General features: G+C 35.6%; 19 protein-coding genes. All 19 read left to right on the top strand.

All coding sequences use genetic code 11. From position 1 onward, the window contains the following. Nucleotides 1-213 precede the first annotated feature (213 nt). Nucleotides 214-1,785 (top strand): sulfatase family protein, encoded by a 1,572-nt coding sequence (locus D1164_RS11010; RefSeq protein ID WP_119350034.1) that lies wholly within the window; start codon nucleotides 214-216, stop codon nucleotides 1,783-1,785. A 70-nt stretch (nucleotides 1,786-1,855) separates the two neighbouring features. Then, nucleotides 1,856-3,262, top strand: coding sequence for a Gfo/Idh/MocA family oxidoreductase (locus tag D1164_RS11005; RefSeq protein WP_119350033.1), 1,407 nt, complete (start codon nucleotides 1,856-1,858; stop codon nucleotides 3,260-3,262). 148 nt (nucleotides 3,263-3,410) lie between these two features. Beyond that, nucleotides 3,411-5,150 (top strand): hypothetical protein, encoded by a 1,740-nt coding sequence (locus tag D1164_RS11000; RefSeq protein ID WP_119350032.1) that lies wholly within the window; start codon nucleotides 3,411-3,413, stop codon nucleotides 5,148-5,150. A gap of 282 nt (nucleotides 5,151-5,432) precedes the next feature. Further along, a complete protein-coding gene (locus D1164_RS10995; protein ID WP_119350031.1) occupies nucleotides 5,433-5,675 on the top strand; it encodes a hypothetical protein in 243 nt (80 codons plus the stop codon). Nucleotides 5,676-5,749: 74 nt separating this feature from the next. Next, on the top strand, nucleotides 5,750-6,214 hold the full coding sequence (locus D1164_RS10990) for a hypothetical protein (protein ID WP_119350030.1): 465 nt from the start codon (nucleotides 5,750-5,752) through the stop codon (nucleotides 6,212-6,214). Between the two features lie 371 nt (nucleotides 6,215-6,585). Beyond that, nucleotides 6,586-7,134, top strand: coding sequence for an RNA polymerase sigma factor SigZ (sigZ, locus tag D1164_RS10985; protein ID WP_119350029.1), 549 nt, complete (start codon nucleotides 6,586-6,588; stop codon nucleotides 7,132-7,134). A gap of 74 nt (nucleotides 7,135-7,208) precedes the next feature. After that, nucleotides 7,209-7,382, top strand: coding sequence for a hypothetical protein (locus D1164_RS23770; RefSeq protein ID WP_172594429.1), 174 nt, complete (start codon nucleotides 7,209-7,211; stop codon nucleotides 7,380-7,382). A gap of 84 nt (nucleotides 7,383-7,466) precedes the next feature. Then, entirely contained in the window at nucleotides 7,467-8,186 is a 720-nt protein-coding gene (locus D1164_RS10975; RefSeq protein WP_147372157.1) for a PIG-L deacetylase family protein, read from the top strand. Nucleotides 8,187-8,198: 12 nt separating this feature from the next. Further along, the gene (arsM, locus tag D1164_RS10970) at nucleotides 8,199-9,122 is read left to right on the top strand and encodes an arsenite methyltransferase (protein ID WP_119350026.1); all 924 of its coding nucleotides are present in this window, start codon (nucleotides 8,199-8,201) and stop codon (nucleotides 9,120-9,122) included. 214 nt (nucleotides 9,123-9,336) lie between these two features. Next, entirely contained in the window at nucleotides 9,337-9,855 is a 519-nt protein-coding gene (locus D1164_RS10965) for a cupin domain-containing protein (protein WP_119350025.1), read from the top strand. Between the two features lie 384 nt (nucleotides 9,856-10,239). Beyond that, on the top strand, nucleotides 10,240-10,824 hold the full coding sequence (locus D1164_RS10960) for a hypothetical protein (protein ID WP_119350024.1): 585 nt from the start codon (nucleotides 10,240-10,242) through the stop codon (nucleotides 10,822-10,824). A 137-nt stretch (nucleotides 10,825-10,961) separates the two neighbouring features. Continuing rightward, nucleotides 10,962-12,083, top strand: coding sequence for a Fic family protein (locus D1164_RS10955; RefSeq protein WP_241558280.1), 1,122 nt, complete (start codon nucleotides 10,962-10,964; stop codon nucleotides 12,081-12,083). Between the two features lie 45 nt (nucleotides 12,084-12,128). Further along, complete coding sequence (locus D1164_RS10950) at nucleotides 12,129-12,680, top strand: hypothetical protein (protein WP_119350023.1); 552 nt, start codon at nucleotides 12,129-12,131, stop codon at nucleotides 12,678-12,680. A 277-nt stretch (nucleotides 12,681-12,957) separates the two neighbouring features. Then, on the top strand, nucleotides 12,958-14,451 hold the full coding sequence (locus tag D1164_RS10945) for a serine hydrolase domain-containing protein (RefSeq protein ID WP_119350022.1): 1,494 nt from the start codon (nucleotides 12,958-12,960) through the stop codon (nucleotides 14,449-14,451). After that, a complete protein-coding gene (locus tag D1164_RS10940) occupies nucleotides 14,426-14,719 on the top strand; it encodes a barstar family protein (protein WP_119350021.1) in 294 nt (97 codons plus the stop codon). The genes D1164_RS10945 and D1164_RS10940 overlap by 26 nt, the downstream gene beginning before the upstream one ends. A 1-nt stretch (nucleotide 14,720) precedes the next feature. Then, nucleotides 14,721-15,245 (top strand): Imm63 family immunity protein, encoded by a 525-nt coding sequence (locus D1164_RS10935; protein WP_119350020.1) that lies wholly within the window; start codon nucleotides 14,721-14,723, stop codon nucleotides 15,243-15,245. A 156-nt stretch (nucleotides 15,246-15,401) separates the two neighbouring features. Then, nucleotides 15,402-16,037, top strand: coding sequence for a chloramphenicol acetyltransferase (locus D1164_RS10930; RefSeq protein ID WP_119350019.1), 636 nt, complete (start codon nucleotides 15,402-15,404; stop codon nucleotides 16,035-16,037). A gap of 160 nt (nucleotides 16,038-16,197) precedes the next feature. Continuing rightward, nucleotides 16,198-16,818, top strand: a complete 621-nt coding sequence (locus tag D1164_RS10925; protein ID WP_147372156.1) for a hypothetical protein — start codon at nucleotides 16,198-16,200, stop codon at nucleotides 16,816-16,818. 239 nt (nucleotides 16,819-17,057) lie between these two features. After that, nucleotides 17,058-17,636: a helix-turn-helix domain-containing protein gene (locus D1164_RS10920; protein WP_119350017.1), complete on the top strand. Its 579-nt coding sequence runs from the start codon at nucleotides 17,058-17,060 to the stop codon at nucleotides 17,634-17,636. Nucleotides 17,637-17,953 lie beyond the last annotated feature (317 nt).

The raw sequence follows: 17,953 nt of genomic DNA, 5'->3' as shown, positions 1-17,953 counted from the left end.
AGTTGGAGCAAATAAAAATTTCGGGCGCAAATGAACTTCTGAAATACTATTCAGAGAGGTATTTCCAACTGATTCAGCAATAAACTGGTTGTTTACAGGCATTAAGGAGGTGTTGCCGGAATGGACAGAGCAAGGAGCAAAAACCGGGTTGAAAACTTGACTGATAACGAATTACCTAATATCTTTAATATTTCGTAATTAAACTTGATTATCATGAAGCTATCCTGGGTTACTATCTCATTTTTTGCCAGCATTCTATACTTGTTTTCACTTTGCAATGCTTCAGCCTCGGGTAACTCGCCGTTACCCAACATCGTTATCATTTTTGCAGACGACATGGGGTACGGCGACGTGAGCGCCCTGAATCCGGCAGCGCGAACGCAAACACCGGCCATAGACAAACTGGTCGATGAAGGAATTACTTTTACTGAAGCGCATGCCAGTGCATCGGTTTGTACACCGTCGCGGTACGGACTGCTTACCGGGAGATATGCTTTTCGGTCGGAGCACGCAGCCCATGGCATCGGAGGGTTCACCCCACCGGTAATTGAACCGGAACGGAAAACCCTGGCGACCCTGTTGAAAAATGCGGGTTATACTACTGCCTGTATTGGCAAATGGCATCTGGGACTGGGCTGGCAAACCAACAACGGGAAAAATCCGGGAATGGATTGGGAAACAGGCTGGTCAAACGTGGATTTCAGCAAGGAAGTAACCAGCGGCCCCAATGATTATGGATTTGATTACTCATTCATCCATCCGGCCTCTCTCGACATTCCGCCTTACGTTTTTCTCCGGAACCATAAAGCAGTTGATGCCGATATGATTTTAACCACTGACCACTACCCCGCCCGATTGGAAAATACCGAATATGCCTGGGATAAAAAGCATACCAACGATTTGGCGGTTTACTGGGAAAAAGGCGTTTGGTGGCGGCAGGGCGAAATGTCCCGGTCATTCAGGGTAGAAAACTGTCTTTCTGAAATTACGAAAGAAGGAGTGAGATTTATTGAAAAACAGGTTGACGAAAATCCGGACAAACCCTTTTTTCTTTATCTGCCGCTAACTGCGCCACACACTCCCTGGATGCCGTCGGAGCAGTCAAGGGGAAAATCATCGGTGGGACTTTACGGCGACTTTGTGCTGGATGTTGACCATACCGTGGAACAAATTAAACAGGCGCTCATTCGTAACGGGATAACAAAAAATACAATGCTTATTTTTTCAAGCGACAACGGGGCTTACTGGCCGCAGGAAGAGATTGAGCTCTATGCCCACGACTCCAATCAGGGCCGCAAAGGACAAAAAGGGGATGTGTGGGACGGAGGCCATCGGATTCCATTGATTATCTCATGGCCGGAAAAAATAAAAAAAGCGGCATCCTGCAAGCAACTTGTAAGCCTCACTGATTTTTTTGCCACCTTTTGCCACCTCACCGGGCAAAAACCGGAAGCCAACCAGGCTGAAGACAGTTTCAGTTTTTGGCATGTTTTAAATGGCGAAACAGAAAAAGTGGTTCGTGAATCCATGGTGCACCATTCATCGGACGGGTTCTATGGCATCCGCATGGGAAACTGGAAGTTCATTGACGGCCTTGGATCCGGCGGTTTTTCCTATCCCACCAAACTACCGCCGGTTAAAAAAGGACCTTCCGGCCAGCTTTATAATATGAAGGAAGATGTTGTTGAAAACAATAATATATACTTTCAGCATCCTGAAAAAGTAGCTGAATTGTCTTCGCTCATGAATGAAATAATTGAAAAAGGCCATATACGAGGAAAATAGCCGTGTTTTCAGGAGCTTTCAGCATAGTTATTTTGCTACTTTTATCGTCAGGAAATTTTAAACCAATATCATGAAACGTAGAAACTTTATTGCTGCTTCGGCCGGAATTGCTGCCGGCACTTCAATTCTTTCAAATCCGGTAGGTGCTGCCGTTGCCGGGAACAATAAAAAAAAGGTCGTTTTGGTAGGTACCGGAAGCCGGGGAACAAGCTTCTGGGGAAAACGGATTGTGGACAACTACAGTGATCTGGTCGCTTTTGTCGGGCTGTGCGACATCAATCCCGGGAGACTGGAACTGGCCAAAAAGTACATGGGTGTCGATTGTCCGGTTTATACTGATTTCGACAAAATGATAGCCGAAACAAAGCCCGACCTGGTTATGGTAACCACCATGGACTCCAATCACCATGAGTTTATTATCAGAAGTATGGAACTGGGGGTGGATGTATTGACGGAAAAACCCATTACCACCGATGAAACAAAACTACAGGCCATTCTGGATGCTGAAAAACGGACAGGCAAAAAATGTATTGTCGGTTTTAATATGCGGTATGCCACCCTTCCCACTGCATTAAAAGAATTTCTGGTTAAAAAACCGGTAGGAAAAATTACTTCCGTTGATTTCCACTGGTATCTTAATGTGTACCATGGCGCATCTTACTTCAGAAGGTGGCACGGAGAGCGCGACAAGGGAGGTACCCTTCTGGTCCATAAGGCCACGCACCATTTTGATATACTGAACTGGTTTATCGATTCCGACCCGGTTGAAATTACAGCTTACGGCGCATTGGAACATTACGGAAAAAACAATTCATTCAGAGGGGCAAATTGCCGAAACTGTGCGTACACCGATAAATGCCAGTACTACTGGGATATTACAAAAGACAAACGGTCGATGGAACTCTATGTGGCAAACGAAAAATACGATGGTTACATCCGGGATAATTGCCTGTGGCGGGAGCAAATTGACATTTATGATAAAATGTCTCTTCAAATTAAATATGCAAACGATATCGTTGTCAATTATTCGCTTACAACCTATTCTCCTTACGAAGGCTGGCGCATTGCATTTAACGGGAAAGAAGGGCGCGTGGAGTCGTGGAGCGGAATCCCCTGGCGCAGGCAGGAAAAAATTAACCAGGCAACCCTGCATGCGGCAGAGATGAATCAGGAAGATCAGGGGGAAATCGACCATGATGAAATTTTTGTGATGAATAACTTCGATCGTGAACATCAAATTTTAAAAATCAGAGCCGGACAAGGTGGACACGGCGGAGGCGATTCCCGTTTGCAGGATAAAATTTTCCGTTATCCGGATATGTCCGATCCCTTAAAACATGCGGCTGGCACACGGGATGGCGCTATGTCGTGCCTGATTGGAATTGCTGCACGAAAATCTATCGATGAAAAACGGCCGGTAAGAATCGAGGAGCTGACAGACATTAAGCCGCATCCTACAAGAGGAAATTGCTCGTAAAATCAGCTTCCGGCAAATCCGGTTTTATTCCGAACAAAACGATAAAACCGGACTTCCCCTTTTTATCACAGTGCAGGGAGGGAAGTACATATATACAGTCGTTGTGTGTAATTTTAAAATAGAACGAACATTGAGATAAGATAATTAAATGGAAAATTGGTTCCCCGACATATTTGCCGACGTAAAAAATTTTTCTCCTATAGAAAGAGAATACATTTATGTTAGTGAATTAAATACACATGAATTGCAATCTGGAATAAATTCTACACGAGATTATCAAACTTTACTGATTAACCCTGAACTAATAGAACATATAAAACCCGATGAAATAAATCAAACATCGGATAGCTCAGTGCGTCCAGCATATGACGAGAATTACGAGTATGAAGGAGAATCAACTGTTTTTGTTACAAGAGTAGAAGGACTTGACAAGGTAAAACCTCTTGTTATATCTTGGGAATCTGCGAATAATATCACCTTCCAGATTGACCCATACTTTTTATTGACTTATGGTTTAACCCCAAGATTGACAGAAACAAATATAAATTGGGATGATTTAAGTAAACCGCAGATGGATGTTGTGCAGTCCATTCCCAAATCTGTTTATGATTTTCCAATTTATTCAAAAAGCTATGTCAAAATCCGTAAAGATTATTTACAGGATTATTTGATGCTAAAAAAGAAAACGCTAATCCAAGTTTATTGTGAAACAAGAATATTACCACTGAATACCGAACTCGAAGGGCTACTCGGACAGAATAGATTTTTCGAAAAAACTACAAAATTTAGCCATTTTCGAATCAATAAAATTTCCGAAAATGAGATTTTCACTGAGGTAACGGGTTTTAGGCAAATAAAGCTTGGAAATAATATTCCTTTCAGCAAATGGGACAGAAAAGAAAAAGCTCACTACTGGTCAGGGTATAAGGATAAAATTACCCGATTAAATGCAAAACATTGGGATTATGTTTACGTTTCGGATGAAGTCCTTGGAAAATATGAACAAGACGAGAATTATAGCGTCTGCCCTGAAACTGGTGGCGTGAGCTATAAAAATCAATGGTCTGTCACAAGATGTAATCGAATTGGAAGAAATCACATTGAAATCGAACTTTTTAAATTATATGAAGGAACTCCTAATGAAGTTATATCCTATTGGAATAAATATCAGGTGGATAAATCCAAGATTGATGAAACCAAAGAAAATATAGCAGAAAGGTCAAAAAAACTAGTATTCAGTTATCTTCGTTTTGGCGAACTTCTAGCGACGATTTTAAACGACAATTTTGGATTAAAACTCTCAAGCCAGGATTTAATAAAAATAAATAGAAAAGACCTGAATTATTACGCTTGGTATAATAATGCCAGCATAAAACCAATCACGCACCATCTAGCGCATACATTATCAAAAGATGCATTCCTTGTCCGACAGAAGAAATTACATTTATTTCTTGTAGAAAATCTGGTAGAGAAAGAATTGCGAAATATTCTAAAAAATATTATAAGAGTTGACCTCGATAATTTCAAAAAGTCACCTTCTGAACAGTTTAGAAGCATCAAACTGTTAAATCTCATTCTCAATTATATCAGAATCTCAAATGAAACTGGATTGGACTTAAAAAATGATTCCGGTGAAATAAATTCACGACTTGTGAATGACTATGAAGAAATGGAATTAATGAAACTTTTGGAAGCACTAAATATTTTAAGGCAATTAGACTCACATCAAGAAGGAAGTAATTCAGTCCAAAAACTTATTAAAGCTTTTAAGTCTTTAGGAATAGACTCAAACGAAATAACCGGCAACTATCTGACAGCATGTGAAAAAATATATGATAAACTTTATATAGGACTGAGAAATACAAGCAATTCGTTAAATGAAAAATAAAAAACTACACACAACACAGTACATATTGCAGGGCGGGGTTCGGTGGTACGCCAACTGCGGATTCTCGTTTCGCAGTTCCGTGTCCTACCGGACAGGAACGCTCTCCGAAATCCGCCCCGACAACATGTACCAACCGTTATAGCCAATCCTCCTACTGGTTGTAAAACAGTTGAGTTTTTTTGCTAACGTCTTTTTTTAGCCATTATTTAATGAGAAAAAGCAAAACAACTAAATATCAATAAATCAAAAGATTAACTTTGACGTTAGTCGGAATTTTAAAAGATGAGTATTACAGTTGACAATATCAATTATAAAATAATAATTGCCAGTGACATTGTCCGAGATGGACTCGGCATTGAACTTTGGGATAATGATAGAAATGAAATTGTTGCCGAGATTTTTAGAAATGATAATTTAAAGAAGATTCAAATTTCAACATTCCGAACTGATTTGCCATTGGAAATTCTGGAAAAACTAATTAATGAATTCGACAAAGAAATAGGTAGAAACTTTCAATGTGAATAGCCTAAACATTATGAAAGTAAAAACAACTGAAAAAGAGTTTGAGATAAATATGTTTCAACGATGTATAATAAATAATGAACAAAAAAGAATTCTATAATAATCTGATAAAAGCAGTAAATAAAGTTTACCCTTTCACAAAGGAGATGGTAATTAATAAACTGCCAGAACAATTTAAATTTATTGTTAAAATAAGTTCCAACTTTAGAGATGGATTAGAAGACGGTGAGATTACATTTCCAGAAGTAGAAAAATTGAATCAAACATCAAAACCAATTGAAGCAGAAGAGGTAATTGATTTATTGTGGATGGAATATGCAATCCCTGAATGGATAAATGTTCAGATAGAAAATGCAGATGATAAATTCACATATTTTTCTTTAGAATGCTGTGGAAGATATTCAAAACTCGAAAAACACTGGTATCATAAACAAGAAGGATATTCCCCATTTCATTCGTTAAGTCCTGCTATTCCAAATGATTCGATTAACGAAAATGGGGATATAATTAAAAAGTTTGACCTAAACTGGAATAAGAAGTAAAATTACGAGATAAATGAAATAAAAAACTGGCTATAACAATGTACATATTGCAGGGCGGGGTTTGGTGGTACGCCAACTGCGGATTCTCGTTTCGCAGTTCCGTATCTTTCGGACAGGAACACTCTCCGAAATCAGCAATGACAACTTACAAGTGACCGTTAGCGGCAATCCTCCTACTGGTTGTAAAACAGTTGAGTTTTTTTGCTAACGTCTTTTTTTAGCCATTATTTAATGAGAAAAAGCAAAACAACTAAATATCAATAAATCAAAAGATTAACTTTGACGTTAGTCGAAATGCTGAAAAAACATTTTGCGTCCTTTTAAACTTTTCTACGTCCTAGTATAGGAAAGGAACAAAATTGACAAATTTAATGAACGACATAACCGAAAATATTTGGAATGATTTCCATATAGAATTAAAAAACTTCATACTAAAAAAAGTAAAGGACGAAAATATAGCCAATGACATTTTACAGGATGTATTTCTTAAAATAATAAATAATGCTGACAAAATTGCACAAGCTAAAAGTGTACAGCAATATATTTATGGAATAGCACGTAACACTACAATCGACCACTTTAGAAAATCTGACAAAAAAAATAACATTGAAAACGACTATACGCTTATTTCCGAAGAGGAAACCGAATCTTTAAACGCTACTATCGCAGATTGCTGTATAAAACCTTTCATCAAACAACTTCCAGAAAAATACCAAGTGGCATTGACCAAATCGGAATTTGAAAATATCAGTCAAAAAGATTTGGCGGAACAGCTTAATATTTCCTATTCAGGTGCAAAGTCAAGAGTTCAGAGAGGCAAAGAAAAACTGAAAGAACTCATATTAGCTTGTTGCAATTATCCAAGCGACAGTTATGGAAACTTGAGGGACACAGAAGATAAGAATTGCGCTTGTTCCTAATTTTGCGCCTTTTTTATATTTCTACATCATATACATAAGGGTGATATTGCCTGAATCCCAAAATTTTAACAACAATGAAAAAAATTGTAATCATTGTTTTGGTTGCTTTTGTTACTTCACTTGCAGTGTATGCAGGAATAAATGACCAAAAAGTAACCGAAAAAACAAAAACCGAATGTTGCGATAAAACAAAATGTTGTCCGACCGATTTGGAAACAAAAAGTTGTTGCACTAAAAGTTGCGACTAATTTTCTAAAGCGAGCCGTAGCTCGCTTTTTTTTGCGTCTTTTTTAACCGTTTTGCGTGTTTATATAAACAAATCAAAAGACAATATGGAAATCATGTACATCGTTCCACATCCTGATGACGAATCATTTGGACCAGCTGGAGCAATCGACAAACAGATTAAAGAAGGAAACGAGGTTATTCTTCTGACACTTACAAAAGGAGGAGCTACCAAAGTAAGACACAACCTTGGTTTGTCCATTTCTGAAATGGGAGCAGTAAGAGAAAAAGAAATGCAAAAAGTGCAAAAGACTTTAGGCATTTCAGAAATGACCATTTTAGATTACCAAGATGGTGGACTTGCAAAAGTCAATCCTTTTCATCTTGAAATCGAAATATTAAATTGGTTGCAGCACTACCAACCCAGTGTAGTCATCACCTATCCTGTTCACGGTGGAAGTGGACATCACGACCATATTGCACTGCATCATATCATCAAAAGGCTTTTTTTCGGCAAAAAAGATACATTACAATTTTGGAAACGACTTGCATATTTCACCGTTATAGATACTGGACTTCCTATGTTCTTTGAAGGCGGAATACCAAGAGTTACTTGGACGAAAAAAGAGGATATTATGGTAACCGAAAAATTGGGCAATGCCAATATTCAAAAAATGAAAGAGGCCTTGCTTTGTTACGACACCTACCAAGAAATGGTCAAGACCACTAATGTAATTGACAGAATTGGAGATAAAACTTATTTTGAATTAGAAAATGAAACGCATCCAAAAATGCTTTCATCAATAACCGAATTAATAAACAATTAAATTTCAAAAAGAATGTATACAGAAACAATTAAAGAAGAAATCAGAAAATCCTATGGAAACATTGCGAAAGGCAATATTCAAGTAGGTTGCTGTTCTACAGATTCAGAATGTTGCACCACAGACGAGTTTAGCACTTCAATGGCTGAAAACTATGAAAACATAGAAGGCTATGAAAAAGACTCAGACTTATCATTGGGTTGTGGACTTCCAACGGAAATCGCAAATATTAACGAAGGCGACACAGTTATCGACCTTGGTTCTGGTGCTGGAAATGATGCATTTATTGCTCGTAGGATTGTAGGCGAAACTGGAAAGGTAATTGGGATTGATATGACACCCGAAATGGTTATAAAAGCCTTGCAGAACACTCAAAAATTGGGCTATCAAAATGTAGAATTTGTATTAGGTGAAATCGAAGATATGCAGAATATTACAAGTTCCGTAGCAGATGTGGTAATAAGTAATTGTGTTATGAACCTTGTACCTAACAAGACAAAAGCATTTAACGAAGTTTTCAGAACTTTAAAAACAGGTGGGCATTTTAGTATTTCCGATATTGTTTATATTGGTTCACTTCCAAAAGGAATTTTGGAGGCAGCAGAGTTATATTCAGGTTGCGTGGCAGGAGCAAGTGAAAAAGGCGAATATTTAGGAATTATTAAATCGGCAGGATTTAAGAATATCCAAATTAAAACAGAACGAAAAATAGACTTACCAAACGACTTGTTGTTAAAATACCTAAATCAAGAAGAATTGGATAAATTTAAACAATCAGGTTCAGGAATTTATAGCGTAACAATCTATGCGGACAAATTAGACGAAGGTAGCTGTTGCGAAACGACCGATAGTGGATGTTGTGGAAGCGAAAAAAATACTACATCTGAAAAAGCAAGTTGTTGCGGAACGGAATCAAGCGGAGAAACAGGTTGTTGCTGATTAACAATGTTCACCGAAAGCACAGCAGCTAACAACGTATATAAAAAATGGCTGACAAATACTTAATCCATTCGCTTTTTCATATATTTATGATCCGAATTAAACCGAAAAGTTGCGTGTAAATAAACGCAACTTTTCATATACAAACACGTTGGCGGCAAGTGGAAAACGATAAAGCAACTTGATAGTTTTGATTTTAAAAAGATTTTAGATTATGGCAAAAATTTTGAAATCAGACCAAAGAGAATTTCAAGAAACACCTAATAAAACTGACAATTACAAGATTTTCACAGATGTTTCAAGAATAAATAAGGGAATTAATCCTGAAAACTTAAACTTTGATTTAAGACAATTAAATCCCGACCAATACTCAGCTCCCTACCATTTTCATCGGTATGCAGAAGAGCTTTTTATGATAATTTCTGGTTCTGCAACATTGAGAACTCCCCAAGGATTAGAAATTGTAAATACTGGAGATTTGATCTTCTTCGAGAAAGGGGAAAAGGGTGCTCACCAATTATATAATCACACCAGTGAGGTTTGTATATTCCTGGACGTTAGGACATTTATTGGATACGATGTTGCAGTATACCCTGATTCGAATAAAATTTTAATTGCACCAACAATGGAGATATTTAAAAACGATTCACAAGTAAACTATTTCGATGGTGAAAAAGATATTAAAGAAAAATGGAAAAAGATTAAGAATAAAAAAAATAACACCAGCCGCTAACAAATTGTATATGGCAGGCGGGGTTTTAGCGGTCTGACAGGTCAGACCAATTGCCCACTTTCCTGCGGGTCTGATTGGATTTCTTTTCGAAATCTCGCCCGACCACATACAAGTGACCGTTATGGGCAATCCTCCTACTGGTTGTAAAACAGTTGAGTTTTTTTGCTAACGTCTTTTTTTAGCCATTATTTAATGAGAAAAAGCAAAACAACTAAATGTCAATAAATCAAAAGATTAACTTTGACGTTAGTCGGAAGGTTAAAAAAGGAAGTAACCCAAGCGGACAAACAAAAATTACCATCAAAAAAATCTTAGAATTAACTTTTAGTAGTAAATAATAATATAACAAGACGACAACCTATTATAAAGCTAAAACGAATTCGAATGAAAAAGTTCATTATTATTTTATCCCTAGTTGTACTGAGTGGCAATGTATTTGCGCAAAGTTTAGATAGAAAAGGTTTAATTGGTATTTCATTAGGACCATCGTTTCCCATTGGTGATTTTGCTGATAATTCACCTAGTAATGTCAATGCTGGTTTTGCTGAATGGGGAATCAATTTTAACCCAATAAATTTTGGATACATTTTTGGGCAATACGTTGGAATTTCTGCATCTTGGTTTGGTGCTGCCTATTCTGCCAATATTAATGGAGTTGATGCAATATGGAGCTATGGCGGTTTGATGGGAGGTCCAATGTTATCAATTCCTGTTATTGAAAAACTTGATTTTGATTTGAAGGGAATGATTGGTTTTGTGTCAGCGACATCTGACCTAAGTGAATATGAAAAAAATGAAGGAACCAGAATCTCATTTGATTTGGGTGCGTCATTTCGTTATAATTTTGCAAAAAAATGGTGTTTATTGATTAGTAGTGACTACTTTATTTCAAATCCGAAGTTGGAGGACGGAAATCAGAAAATGACAGCAATATGTTTAAGTTTAGGTATTGCTTACAGATTAAAATAAAACCCAGCCCATAACAATGTACATATTGCAGGGCGGGGTTTAAAAAAACAATATGCGGCGATTAATATCTTTATTTGTCGCATAATCTGCGACGATTAAAATGAATATGCGGAGAATAAGTAGTATATTTATCGCAAATGTTGCGGAGAATAAAAATTTACATATATCAAAAAGAAGGTTGGGCTAACTTTAAATGGGACAATGAAAAACTGCTCTCGTTGTTAGGAAAAGTAAGAAACTTACAAGGAAAGCTTGTGGGTAAAATGGAATCACTGGGTTTTGATCTTAGAAATGAAGCAACACTAGAAACATTGACTCTTGATGTTATAAAATCAAACGAAATTGAGGGAGAAATTTTAGATCGGGAGCAAGTGCGCTCATCGTTGGCTCGTCGTCTGGGAATGGAAATTTCAGGATTAATTCCATCCGACAGAGATGTTGAAGGAGTTGTAGAAATGATGTTGGATGCCACACAAAATTATTCTCTACCACTAACAAAAGAAAGACTTTTTGATTGGCATGCTGCCCTATTCCCAACTGGAAGAAGTGGAATGTATAAAATGATTGTTGGAAACTGGAGAGACGACTCAACAGGCCCAATGCAAGTCGTTTCCGGTGCTTTGGGAAAAGAAAAAGTTCACTATCAGGCTCCGGACGCTTCAACTATTGAGAATGAAATAAACCAATTTTTAGAATGGTTCAACAAAAATGAAGGACAAGACCCTGTTATTAAAGCAGGAATTGCGCATTTGTGGTTTGTCACTATTCACCCTTTTGAAGACGGAAATGGTAGAATAGCCAGAGCAATAACTGATATGCAATTAGCAAAGTCGGACGGAATATCACAACGATTTTATAGCATGTCTGCACAAATAAGCAGAGAAAGGAAGCAGTACTACAATAATCTTGAAAAAACACAAAAAGGAACTGTAGAAATTACAAATTGGCTGGAATGGTTTTTAATGTGCTTATTCAATGCGCTAAATTCTTCAAACCAAGTTCTGGGGAAAGTAATTTACAAACACAAATTCTGGAATTTAAATGCAACGAAACTTCAGAATGACAGGCAAAAATTACTTCTTAATAAATTACTTGATGGATTTGATGGAAAATTGACTTCATCGAAATGGGCAAAAATTACCAAATGCTCAACAGATACTGCTTTGAGAGATATTCAGGACTTAATAAATAAAAATATTTTGAGAAAAACTGAAGGAGGCGGACGAAGTACAAGTTATGAATTGGTAGATATAGAATAGTAAAAATTAAAACCCAGTCTGTAACAAAAACCAGATTTAACTGATATGACGACTAAGAAAAAGTTAAATAATAACAAGAAAAATTCGCCAAAAATCTCTATGAAATCTGCCGGAATAATACTTTCTATTATTGCCATTGCAATGATTATTGGAATTTCATATTTAGGACAAATTGCAGATAAGTCAAGAGAGAATGCACGAGAAACGATAAAAAAATACGGAACAGAAGTTGAATGCAGATTAACTTATAAATATGAGACTGAGAGTAACAGAATCCACCACTATTTTCTGGTTATTGATATCCAATATAATGACAGCATAATAAAACTAGAGAGTCAATCATTTGACTTTGACAGCGAAGACTTTGAAAAAGCAATAATTGGACTGAAATATAAAACACTCGTAACTTTAGAAGGGGAAAACAAATTTAAATACTCCAAAATATTGTTAGATAAACCAATTATAGAATCTTATTCCAATGTTTATGAGGAAAGAGAAGATATTAAAGCAAGGTATAAAGGTGCAGCATACTATATTAAGAAATATGGACGGACAGGAAAAGAATTGGATGAAATCTGGGAAAAATATTATAAATAACTAATGGTAACAAAGAACACATTGCAGGGCGGGGTTCGCTGGTTCGCCAACTGCGGATTCTCGTTTCGTAGTTCCGTGTCCTTCGGACAGGAACGCGCGCCGAAATCCGCAACGACAACTTACAAGTGACCGTCAAACTGTCTAAAAACCTTTTATAAGGAGTAATTATTCGGGTAACTAACTTTGAAAAGAATGAAATATTGAAATCTCGGCGGCTTAATTTTACTTTTTAGACAGACTGCCGTTAGCGTTTATTATTGAAGACAAGACAACGAAAATGATAGCAAAACTGAAATTACTGATTCTCTTTTCTCTTCTTACAATTGGTTTAAGTGCGCAGAATTCCATTAAGAATTATGATGTAATAATAGATAGTCTATATTCTGTATTTAATGAATCGGAAAGACCTGGTTGTGCAATTGCTGTTGTGAAAGAGGGAAAGATTGTTTACCAGAATTGTTTTGGATTATCTGACTTAGAGCATAAGATACCAATTACAAGTTCAACTCTCTTTGGTTTAGCTTCGGTGTCGAAACAATTTACTGGCTATGGTATTTCAAAATTAATCCAAGAAAAAAGGATTAATCCAAGTCTTGAAGTTGCAAATTATATTCAAAATGAGAATAAACTTTGGGAATCTATACAGGTTAGAAATTTAATCCATCATACTAGTGGAATTTGGGATTGGCCGTATATATTTCTTGCATCTGGACAAACTTTCAACAATGTTGCAACACATCAAAATATCTACAAAATAATCAAGAGTCAATCGAATCTGAATTTTCTGACAGGTAATAAATTTCAATATTGCTCATCAAATTATGTTTTGCTAGGACAATTAATAACTAACGTGACTGACACAAGTTATTTTGACTGGATAAACCAAAATGTATTTAAGCCAGCAGGTCTGACTGAAACTGTTTTCCAAAGAAGCAGTGCAGACCTGATAAATAATAGAGCTTACGGATATTTGTATGAAAATTACAGGTATAACCGAACAAGTGATAACATAAGCCCTCAAGGAACAGGCTCTGTCTACTCCAATCTTATCGATATGACTACTTGGACAAAATATTTATTATCCGAATACTCTAGAAAAAATCCATTAATCATTCAAATGCTAGAAACAGATACCCTGAATACTGGAAAAGAAGTGCCTTACGCTTATGGTTTAATGAAAAGAGGAAATGATTGTTACTGGCACGATGGTGTATTTCAGGGTTTTAGAAATCTAACAATATTGTATCCAGAACACAATATTGGTTTGGTTTTACTGAGCAATTCAGGTTCAAGTTATATTATGCGCTCCGCATTTTCTGTTGCTGAAATGTTTGTAAAAGACTCTGTCCCAAGAGAACAAATAAATAAATACAAAAATTTATTCAGAGAAGAATCCGAAAAAAAAGAGGATAATACAAAGTTGGTTTATCAGAAAGGCTTAAATGATTTCAATGGAATATATTTAAATACTGAACTTTTAATAACCTACCGAATCCACGAACAAACAGATTCTTTATTCGCAGAAAATTCAATTGAGAAAATACTTCTTAAACCAATTGAAGGTAAACCTGACGAATTTAATTCTTCAAAACTACTCTTAGGAGACTTCATTTTTGAAAGGAATGGAAGCGGAAAAATTGAAGAACTCTTGATAAAACAAAAGAGAGGAAATATTATTAGATTTATAAAAATTGATGACGAACAAATAAATAACAAGCCGTTATCGGTTATTCTAAATGAAGCAAATGGAACAGAAAATTGCAATAATTGACGGAGATAATTTTTCTGACCTTGAAACATTCTATGACGAGGTGGACAGAGTTCTAACAAAAGATATAAACGTTAAAACGGGTCATAACCTGGACGCTTTTAATGATATTCTATGTGGAGATTTTGGAGTTTTCAGTTACAATGAAACACTAAAACTTATCTGGACAAACTTTACAAAAAGCAGGAAAAATTTGGGCGATGAACTTATTTCGGTATTGACAGGCATAATAAGAAAACATGACCATATTGAATTTCAAATAATAGATTAAAATGGCAAAAATTGGGTATCGACATATTAGAAAAAAAGTCGAAGAATTGGCGAAAAAGATTGATGCACCTGCCAATTTGTTACCGACACATAGATTCTCATCTGGAGACGCGCTACCACTTATTGAAATAGACAAACAAGGGAGACTTCATTATGTGCTAATTGAGAGAGGAGCAGAATTTGAAAGAAGAACAACTGAAAATCTTGATGAACTTTTATACTGGATTTTTTCAGGTATTACCACCTCAATGGCTTTTAAATATGAACTAAAAAATAGAATTGAGGACAAAGATTGCAGAAGAATAGCCTTTGACAAGCAAATAGAACTTCTTTCTGTTCTTAACGAAAATTGGAGTAGAAAAGAGCATGAGGAGCATTTGCAAATTCTAGAAAGTCATCCGTTCGATGACTTAGCTGGACTCAGGGCAACATATTACAGAGAGTTAAAAGAAAAAGGATTGCCAGAAGAAGAAATTGAAAAATTAGCATTTGAAAAGTATCCTGAAAATGGGAAAAACAACTGCTAGCAATGACTTTTTATGCTAATGTAAAATTGAAGGAGTAGAACAGATGAAAATGAGCAAAACATCAAAAAAGCAAACGACTGATAATCTGATGTTTATTTTTACGTTAGTCAGAAGCAAAAAAGAACACAGCATTGTACAATTGACAGACAAAAAAAAATGAAATTTATTGATTTAGAAAATTGGAAACGAAAAGAACACTATGAGTTTTTTCACAGAATGGATTATCCGCAATTCAATATTTGTATGGATATAGATGTCTCCAATTTTATGAAGTTTACCAAACAAAAAGGATTGTCGTTTTATTATTCAATGGTATTTGCTGCCACGACAGTAATAAACCAGATTGAAAACTTTAAATACCGGATACGGGATGATAAAGTCGTGTTACACGATAAGATACATCCTTCTTTTACCGACATGAACAAAAACAAAGAAGATGATTTGTTCAAAATGGTAACAGTAGAGTTAACCGATGATATTTGTGAGTTTGAAAAAACAGCTAATCAAACAAGTAAAAATCAAAAGGATTATTTTGGACTGGACAAACTAATTGGAAGAGATGATTTGATATACATTACCTGTATTCCCTGGATTTCTTTTACCCATATCTCCCATACTATATCATTGAATAAAAACGATTCGGTTCCGAGAATATCATGGGGAAAATATTATAAACAAGGAGAAAAGACATTGTTGCCTTTTTCGGTACAGGCAAATCATTCACTTATAGATGGATTTCACGTTGGAAAATATATTGATAAATTACAAACATTTATTGATGAAATGGAATAAAACCTACACATAGGTTTTGTAAATTGCATTACTGTGTTTGGTGTAGATTGTCTCCTCGGATTCCCGCATGATTGTCTTTCGTCCTGCGGACGGCCAATCACCCGCAATTCGCAGCGACAACTTACAAGTGACCGTTAGCTTTAATTTTGAATTTACTACTATGAAAATTTCTGTTGACAAGAAGATAGATATAATTCTTAGCGAAAAGAATGAACTCAGAAAAGAAATTATACTTTTTGAACAAGGTATGCAAAAATCTATTTTTGTTCTTCTGACAATATTACTTTTTGCACTTGGGATATATTGGGACGAGAATATAATTAAACACGAACAAACAAGAGTCCTTATTTTATTAATTTTATCGCAGCTCGCAGTTGTTTTTGTATTATATGCAATTTCTCAAATGTGCGTGCAAAATATTCATAGCGGTTATATTATCAAACTTGAAGAAAAAATCAACAGTTACTGTAATGAAAACATAAGTCTTTGGGAGAAAGAGATAGTAAATAATTACATTTTCAAACCAAGAAGTATTTTTTATTGGATTATAATATCAATCATGATATTAGTTTCAATGTTTTTCATCATTGTCTTTAATAAAGTATTTGTGGAGTTTAATAATAACTGGCTAAAATTTGGCATTATTGGAGAATTTATAATTGTGACAATTCTTTTCATTTTTTCTTTATCGGAATCAAAACGTGTCTATAAATTTATAACCAGGAAGCAATTGGAGTACCGCACTGACAAACATAAAAAAACTAAAGCTAACAATGTATAAATTTTATGGCGGGTGCAGTGGGACATTCCCGCACTATTTTCCGTTCTGTCCGCCAGAAAGTCGCTCCGGAAATCCGCTATAAAAACTTATGCCAACCCTTGTATTGCATATTGACAAACTGGTACTAATAACTGAAATTTGGTCTAATGACAAAGTTGGCATATAAAAGTCGTAAACTCGACGTTAAACTGACTATTGAGACAATATACTTTTACTCAATAATTTAAAATTCATGAGCAATGAAAAATTTAGAATTACAAAAAAGAGTAAAAGATTTAAGAATTAAGCAAGGACTATCCCAAGAGGAGCTTGCGGACAAGACAGGATTAAGTCTGAGAACTATTCAACGTATTGAAAATGGAGAATCTGTTCCACGAGGCGATACTCTGAAAAGATTAGCTGTAGCATTAAAAGTATCACCAGATGATGTAATTGAATGGAGAGTACAAGAAGATAAGAATATACTAACAATGCTCAATTTATCTCAGTTAGGATTTTTAGCATTTCCATTGCTCGGAACAATAATTCCATTGGCCATTTGGGTTATTAAAAAGGACAAAATTAGAAATGTAGATTCTATTGGCAAATCCATCCTGAACTTTCAGATTACATGGACGATAATACTATTTATTGTCTTCATTTTACCAACCCTAAGTGTGATTTTACGTGTTTCACTGATTCCGTTTGGATTTGGCTCCATACTTTTTATATACGGAGGATTATATTTATATAATATTTTATTGATTATTTTAAATACAATTATTGTCTACAGAAAAGGGAAAGTGAAATATTTTCCATCAATTAAATTTTTAAATTAAAAAAAACGCAACACAACAAATTGTCACCTCCTGCGGGTCGGGTGGGATTTCTGTTGGAAATACCAGCACACAAAAGCAAGAATTTGACTGCCCTTCACAACCACACACATGCTTTTTTGTCAACCCGCCTACATTGTTCAATGGTTAAGTATTTTGAAATGAGATTTAATTTGTTAAAACCAACTTTAAAGTTCAACAGAATGTATTCAGTAACATTTTATCAACTTTAAAGTTGCAAAACACAAAGACACACCGTATCTTTACATCGATTTTAATTTATATATGGCATCCAAACAAGAAGTTGAAAAATACTTAAA

It is taken from the genome of Mariniphaga sediminis (assembly GCF_003573545.1).
In the GTDB taxonomy this organism is placed as follows: Bacteria; Bacteroidota; Bacteroidia; order Bacteroidales; family Prolixibacteraceae; genus Mariniphaga; species Mariniphaga sediminis.
The sequence above is the reverse complement of the archived record's forward strand: the minus strand, read 5'-3'. Positions and strand labels throughout refer to the sequence as shown.

Coding starts and splice junctions, on each gene's coding strand:
- D1164_RS23770 (WP_172594429.1), top strand. CDS start 7,209: ATGAAAAAAATTGTAATCATTGTTTTGGTTGCTTTTGTTACTTCACTT.
- D1164_RS11000 (WP_119350032.1), top strand. CDS start 3,411: ATGGAAAATTGGTTCCCCGACATATTTGCCGACGTAAAAAATTTTTCT.
- D1164_RS10940 (WP_119350021.1), top strand. CDS start 14,426: ATGGAACAGAAAATTGCAATAATTGACGGAGATAATTTTTCTGACCTT.
- D1164_RS11005 (WP_119350033.1), top strand. CDS start 1,856: ATGAAACGTAGAAACTTTATTGCTGCTTCGGCCGGAATTGCTGCCGGC.
- D1164_RS10925 (WP_147372156.1), top strand. CDS start 16,198: ATGAAAATTTCTGTTGACAAGAAGATAGATATAATTCTTAGCGAAAAG.
- D1164_RS10945 (WP_119350022.1), top strand. CDS start 12,958: ATGATAGCAAAACTGAAATTACTGATTCTCTTTTCTCTTCTTACAATT.
- D1164_RS10955 (WP_241558280.1), top strand. CDS start 10,962: ATGTTGCGGAGAATAAAAATTTACATATATCAAAAAGAAGGTTGGGCT.
- D1164_RS10930 (WP_119350019.1), top strand. CDS start 15,402: ATGAAATTTATTGATTTAGAAAATTGGAAACGAAAAGAACACTATGAG.
- sigZ (WP_119350029.1), top strand. CDS start 6,586: ATGAACGACATAACCGAAAATATTTGGAATGATTTCCATATAGAATTA.
- D1164_RS10990 (WP_119350030.1), top strand. CDS start 5,750: ATGAACAAAAAAGAATTCTATAATAATCTGATAAAAGCAGTAAATAAA.
- arsM (WP_119350026.1), top strand. CDS start 8,199: ATGTATACAGAAACAATTAAAGAAGAAATCAGAAAATCCTATGGAAAC.
- D1164_RS10960 (WP_119350024.1), top strand. CDS start 10,240: ATGAAAAAGTTCATTATTATTTTATCCCTAGTTGTACTGAGTGGCAAT.
- D1164_RS10965 (WP_119350025.1), top strand. CDS start 9,337: ATGGCAAAAATTTTGAAATCAGACCAAAGAGAATTTCAAGAAACACCT.
- D1164_RS11010 (WP_119350034.1), top strand. CDS start 214: ATGAAGCTATCCTGGGTTACTATCTCATTTTTTGCCAGCATTCTATAC.
- D1164_RS10950 (WP_119350023.1), top strand. CDS start 12,129: ATGACGACTAAGAAAAAGTTAAATAATAACAAGAAAAATTCGCCAAAA.
- D1164_RS10935 (WP_119350020.1), top strand. CDS start 14,721: ATGGCAAAAATTGGGTATCGACATATTAGAAAAAAAGTCGAAGAATTG.
- D1164_RS10995 (WP_119350031.1), top strand. CDS start 5,433: ATGAGTATTACAGTTGACAATATCAATTATAAAATAATAATTGCCAGT.
- D1164_RS10920 (WP_119350017.1), top strand. CDS start 17,058: ATGAAAAATTTAGAATTACAAAAAAGAGTAAAAGATTTAAGAATTAAG.
- D1164_RS10975 (WP_147372157.1), top strand. CDS start 7,467: ATGGAAATCATGTACATCGTTCCACATCCTGATGACGAATCATTTGGA.